Annotated in this window: 7 protein-coding genes; all 7 read right to left on the reverse strand. The window is 72.1% G+C overall.

Annotation, left to right across the window (positions count from 1 at the left end; genetic code table 11):
- The coding region (locus B2P18_RS14355; protein WP_286961342.1) for an S-adenosylmethionine synthetase N-terminal domain-containing protein at positions 1-396 on the reverse strand (396 nt) is incomplete at its 3' end.
- A 40-nt stretch (positions 397-436) separates the two neighbouring features.
- A complete protein-coding gene (locus B2P18_RS14360) occupies positions 437-1,798 on the reverse strand; it encodes a bifunctional phosphopantothenoylcysteine decarboxylase/phosphopantothenate synthase (RefSeq protein WP_286961343.1) in 1,362 nt (453 codons plus the stop codon).
- Between the two features lie 8 nt (positions 1,799-1,806).
- Positions 1,807-2,070: a DNA-directed RNA polymerase subunit omega gene (gene rpoZ, locus B2P18_RS14365; RefSeq protein ID WP_019286114.1), complete on the reverse strand. Its 264-nt coding sequence runs from the start codon at positions 2,068-2,070 to the stop codon at positions 1,807-1,809.
- A gap of 2 nt (positions 2,071-2,072) precedes the next feature.
- Positions 2,073-2,663, reverse strand: coding sequence for a guanylate kinase (gene gmk, locus B2P18_RS14370; RefSeq protein ID WP_029210446.1), 591 nt, complete (start codon positions 2,661-2,663; stop codon positions 2,073-2,075).
- Positions 2,664-2,668: 5 nt separating this feature from the next.
- Positions 2,669-2,983, reverse strand: a complete 315-nt coding sequence (mihF, locus tag B2P18_RS14375; protein ID WP_019286116.1) for an integration host factor, actinobacterial type — start codon at positions 2,981-2,983, stop codon at positions 2,669-2,671.
- A 188-nt stretch (positions 2,984-3,171) separates the two neighbouring features.
- Entirely contained in the window at positions 3,172-4,038 is an 867-nt protein-coding gene (gene pyrF / locus B2P18_RS14380) for an orotidine-5'-phosphate decarboxylase (RefSeq protein WP_286961345.1), read from the reverse strand.
- Between the two features lie 55 nt (positions 4,039-4,093).
- A partial coding sequence (carB, locus tag B2P18_RS14385) for a carbamoyl-phosphate synthase large subunit (RefSeq protein WP_286961346.1) occupies positions 4,094-5,622 on the reverse strand: 1,529 nt, incomplete at its 5' end.

The raw sequence follows: 5,622 nt of genomic DNA on the forward strand, positions 1-5,622 counted from the left end.
CATCAGGCCCTGGTCGCCGGCGCCCTGCAGGTCGAGCGGGTCGGTGGCGCCGCCGACGCGGGCCTCCTCGGCCGTGTCGACGCCCTGGGCGATGTCGGGGCTCTGCTGCCCGATGGAGATCTCGACGCCGCAGGACTGCCCGTCGAAGCCCTTGGTGGAGCTGTCGTAGCCGATCCGCAGGACGGTGTCGCGCACGATGCGGGGGATGTCGACATACCCCTCGGTCGTCACCTCGCCGGCGACGTGGACGAGTCCGGTGGTGACCATGGTCTCGACCGCGACCCGGGAGCGAGGATCCTGGCGGAGCATCTCGTCGAGGATCGAGTCGGAGATCTGGTCGCAGATCTTGTCGGGGTGGCCCTCGGTCACGGACTCGGACGTGAACAGACGCGACACGTGTTGCTCCTCAGCGCATGGACGGCAGGTTGCCGGGAGTCTAGCGCCGCAGGTCGGCGGCGATGACGTCGAGGAGCGTGTGTGAGACGCGCGCCTTGGTCGTCGGCCCGGTCGTGACGGGCTCTCCACCGTCGCGCCGCAGGATCGTCACGGTGTTGTCGTCCTGGCCGAAGGTCACGCCGACCCCCACCTGGTTGACCACCAGCAGGTCGCAACCCTTGCGCCGCAGCTTGTCCTGCCCGAGCTCGAGCACGGTGTGCTCCGCGTCGCCGGTCTCGGCGGCGAAGCCGACGATGTAGGGCCGGTCGACCCCGCTGCGGGCCCGGTCGCGGACCAGCCCGGCCAGGATGTCGGGGTTGCGGACCAGCTCGATCACGGGGGCGGACTCGTCCGGGGCGTGGGCGGGATCCTCCTGGTGGGTCTTCTTGATCTTGGAGGTCGCGACCTCCCGAGGGCGGAAGTCGGCGACCGCCGCGGCCATGACGACGACGTCGGCGTCGTCGAGCAGGCCCGCCATCTCGTCCTGCAGCTCCAGGGCTGACTCGATCCTGCGGGTCTGGATCCGCGGGTGATCCGGGGGCGGTATGTCGATCGCGCCCGCCACCAGGACGACCTCGGCACCGCGCGCGGCCGCCGCCTCGGCGATCGCGATGCCCTGCTTGCCGCTCGACCGGTTGCCGAGGAATCGGACGGGGTCCAGCGCCTCGCGCGTGCCGCCGGCGGTGACCACGACCCGCAGGCCCTGCAGGTCCTGCAGGTCCTCGTGAGCGGCGGCGCCTGCTGCGTCTGTGATGCCCGGTGCGTCTGTGTCATCAGCCGGGCCCGCTACCTCGACCGGTGACCCCTCCAGCACCCGCTCGCAGGCCTCGTGGATGGCCTCGGGCTCGGGCAGCCGCCCGGGGCCGGTGTCCCGGCCGGTGAGGCGGCCGGACGCGGGGTCGATCACGTGGACGCCACGCGCCCGCAGCGTCGCGACGTTGGCGACGGTCGCCGGGTGCTGCCACATCTCGGTGTGCATCGCGGGGGCGAGCACCACGGGGCACCGGGCGGTGAGCAGGACATTGGTCAGCAGGTCGTCGGCGAGGCCGTGGGCGGCCTTGGCCAGCAGGTTGGCGGTGCAGGGGGCCACGACCACGAGGTCGGCCTGCTGGCCGAGCAGGACGTGCCGCACCTGCTCGACGTCGTCGAAGACCTCGGGGGTGACGGGCTTGCCGGACAGCGCCGACCAGGTCGGCTCCCCCACGAACCGCAGCGCCGCCCCGGTCGGCACGACGGTGACGTCGTCACCGGCCTCGGTGAAGCGGCGCAGCAGCGAGGCGGCCTTGTAGGCAGCGATGCCCCCGCCGACGCCGAGGACGACGCGACGGGGGCGGGCGCTGCTGCTGTCCTCGTGGACAGCCATGGCGTGGGTCAGCCCTCGGTGGGCTCGGAGGTCAGCAGACCGTCGTTGATCTCGCGCAGCGCGATCGACAGGGGCTTCTCGTGGACCTGCGTCTCGACGAGCGGCCCGACGTACTCCAGCAGGCCCTCGGAGAGCTGCGAGTAGTAGGCGTTGATCTGCCGGGCGCGCTTGGCCGAGTAGATGACCAGGGCGTACTTGGAGTCCGCAACCTGGAGCAGGTCGTCGATCGGCGGGTTGGTGATCCCGATGGGGGCAGCAACGGTGCCAGGCACAGTCAGTCTCGCTTCAGTCGATGGGTGGATCTCATCAATGATACGAGTTCCTCGGCCGCTCGGCGAACATCGTCGTTGACGACGGTGACGTCGAACTCCGCCTGGGCGGCGATCTCGGCCCGCGCGGTGGTCAGGCGGCGGGCCCGCTCGGCCTCGTCCTCGGTGCCCCGGCCGACCAGCCGGCGCACCAGCTCGTCCCAGCTCGGCGGGGCCAGGAAGACGAAGAGCGCCTCGGGCATGGACTCCCGCACCTGGCGCGCGCCTTGGAGGTCGATCTCGAGGAGCGCGGGACGCCCCTCCGCCAGCACCTCGTCGACGGGCCAGCGCGGCGTGCCGTAGAGGTTGGTGCCGTGGACGGTCGCCCACTCCAGGAACTCCCCCGCGTCGCGGCGGCGCTCGAACTCGGCACGGTCCAGGAAGTGGTAGTGCACCCCGTCCCGCTCGCCGGGCCTCGGCGCACGCGTGGTGGCGGAGACGGACAGCCAGACCTCGGGGTGGTGGTCGCGGACGTAGGCCGCCACCGTGCCCTTGCCGACCGCCGTGGGTCCGGCGAGGACCACCAGACGGGGGCGGGGCGCAGCGGCCTCGGTCATCGCGCTCAGTTCTCGAAGCGGGCGAGCAGCGCCGCGATCTGGTTGGCGCCGAGACCACGCACGCGACGGGTGCGGGAGATCCCGACCTCCTCCATGATCTGGCGGGCTCGCACCTGACCCACGCCGGGGAGCGACTCGAGCAGCACGTAGACCTTCATCTTGCCGATGACGTCGTTGGACTTGCCCTCGGCGAGGACCGAGCGCAGCGAGCCCTGGCCGTACTTGAGCTGGTTCTTGACCGCAGCGCGCTCGCGTCGAGCGACGGCGGCCTTCTCCAGTGCCTCGGCTCGCTGCTCGGGGGTCAGGGTCGGCAAGGCCACAGGAGTCTCCTCGGTGGGTCTGGACCGGGCTGGCCAGCGCCGGTCGGTGATGCTTGTGGACAACGTACTGGCGGGGCCAGCGCAGCCGCAACGCGGGGCGGGGGCCCGAGCGGCGTGTGACGAGCCTAGCCCCCCGCCGGAGATCGCTGGGAACGAATCCGCACATTTGACGCGCACTTTCGCGTCGTTCAGTCAGACGGGGTCACCAGCGCGCGCATCTGCTGACCCGTCCGGTGGACGGCATCTCGCAGGGACCGCACGCCCGGGCCGGCCGACAGGACCTCGCGTGAGCTGGACGGCAGCACCTGGGGCAGCGCGGCCCCGAAGACCTGGCGCAGGCTCTCGGCCGTGCCGCCCTGGGCTCCCACCCCCGGTGCGAGCAGCGGTCCGCCCATCGAGCGCAGGTCGAGGTCGAGGTCCCGGACCGCGTCACCGATCGTCGCGCCCACGACGAGGCCGACGCTCCCGAGGTCGCCGGCCCGTCGAGCAGCGGCGTTGTCCACGGCCGCGCCGGCCACGACCTCACCCGCGACCGATCGCCCGCCGGCGCCCCGCGCGTGCTGCACCGAGGCACCCTCGGGGTTGGAGGTGAGGGCCAGCACGAAGATGCCGCGCCCCGTCGTCGCCGCCAGGTCGAGAGCCGGTCGCAGCGAGCCGTAGCCGAGGTAGGGGCTCACGGTGATGGCGTCGACCGCGTCGGGGTTGTCCTGGCCGAGGAAGGCCTCGGCGTAGGCCGTCATCGTGGAGCCGATGTCGCCGCGCTTGACGTCGAGGATCGTGAGCGTGCCGGCCTCGCGCAGCCCCGCCTGGACGCGCTCGAGGAGGGCGACCCCGCGGGATCCGAAGACCTCGAAGAACGCGGACTGCGGCTTGACGCAGGCCACCTCTCCCCCGAAGGCCTCCACGCAGGTCAGGGCGAAGCGTTCCACGCCCTGGAGGGAGTAGGGCAGCCCCCAGGACTCCACGAGCTGCTGGTGCGGGTCGATGCCGACGCACAGCGGTCCGTGGGCGTCCATGGCCGCCCGCAGCCGCACGCCGAAGGGGGTCTGGCTCACGGGGTCTCCTCGGGTCGGTCGGTGCTCACCCGGTCCGTCCGGGCCGGATGCCGTCTCACTCCGCCGCGTGCGCACCGTGCCGGGCGAGACGCTCGGCGTGCTCCTGCAGCGACATCACCCGCACGACGTGGTCCCCGAGCGCCTCGATGCCCTGCACCGCCGCGGCCAGCTGCTGCACCGTGGTGATGATCGGCTTGTCCATCGACGTGGTCGCAGTCCGGATCGTGTAGCCGTCGGCCCGCGCCTCCTGGCTGGTGGGCGTGTTGACGACCATGTCGACCTCGCCGGCCAGGATGAGGTCCACGATCGTGGGCTCCCCGTCCGGCCCGCGGCCCTCGCTGTGCTTGCGCACCGCCTCGACCCGCACGCCGTTGCGGCGCAGGACGTCGGCCGTGCCCTCGGTCGCGAGGATCCGGAAGCCGAGGTCCGCCAGCCGCTTGCAGGGGAAGATCATGGCGCGCTTGTGCCGGTTGGCGACCGAGATGAAGACCGTGCCCTGCGTGGGCAGGCCGCCGAACGCCGCGAGCTGGCTCTTGGCGAAGGCCGTGCCGAAGTCGTCGGCCAGTCCCATCACCTCGCCGGTGGAGCGCATCTCGGGCCCGAGGATCGTGTCGACGAACTCGCCGTCCTGGGTGACGAACCGCTTGAACGGCAGGACCGCCTCCTTGACCGCCGTGCCCGCCTCGATGGGCAGCGAGGCGCCGTCCCCCTGGACCGGAAGCAGGCCCTCGGTCCGCAGCGAGGCGATGGTGGCGCCCATCATGATCCGCGCGGCGGCCTTGGCGACCTGCACGCCCGTGGCCTTGGCCACGAACGGCACCGTGCGCGAGGCGCGGGGGTTGGCCTCGAGGACGTAGAGGATGTCCTGGGCGAGGGCGAACTGGACGTTCATCAGGCCGCGGACACCGATGCCCTGCGCGAGGCGGCGGGTGGACTCGCGGACGCGGTCGATCTCGGCGCGACCCAGCGTGACGGGGGGCAGCACGCACGAGGAGTCGCCGGAGTGGATGCCGGCCTCCTCGATGTGCTCCATGATCGCCCCGACGTACATCTCCTCGCCGTCGTAGAGCACGTCGACGTCGATCTCGATCGCGTCGTCGAGGAAGCGGTCCACGAGGATCGGGTGCTCGGGGCTGGCCAGCGCCGCGCGCGTGACGTAGTCGGTGAGGGTCTGGTCGTCATACACGATCTGCATGCCGCGCCCGCCGAGGACGTAGGAGGGCCGCACGAGCACCGGGTAGCCGATCTCCCGGGCGACCTCGAGGGCCTCGGCGGCGGAGTAGGCCGTGCCGAACTTGGGTGCGGGCAGCTGGGCCTCGTGCATGACGCGACCGAAGGCGCCCCGGTCCTCGGCGAGGTGGATCGCCTCGGGCGACGTGCCGACGACCGGCAGCCCCTCGTCCTTGAGCGCCTGGGCCAGCCCGAGCGGCGTCTGGCCGCCGAGCTGGACGATGACGCCCGCGATCGGTCCCGCGGCGCGCTCGGCGTGGTAGACCTCGAGCACGTCCTCGAGGGTCAGGGGCTCGAAGTAGAGCCGGCTGCTCGTGTCGTAGTCCGTCGAGACGGTCTCGGGGTTGCAGTTGA

The organism is Arsenicicoccus sp. UBA2120 (assembly GCF_002330965.1).
In the GTDB taxonomy this organism is placed as follows: Bacteria; Actinomycetota; Actinomycetes; order Actinomycetales; family Dermatophilaceae; genus Arsenicicoccus; species Arsenicicoccus bolidensis.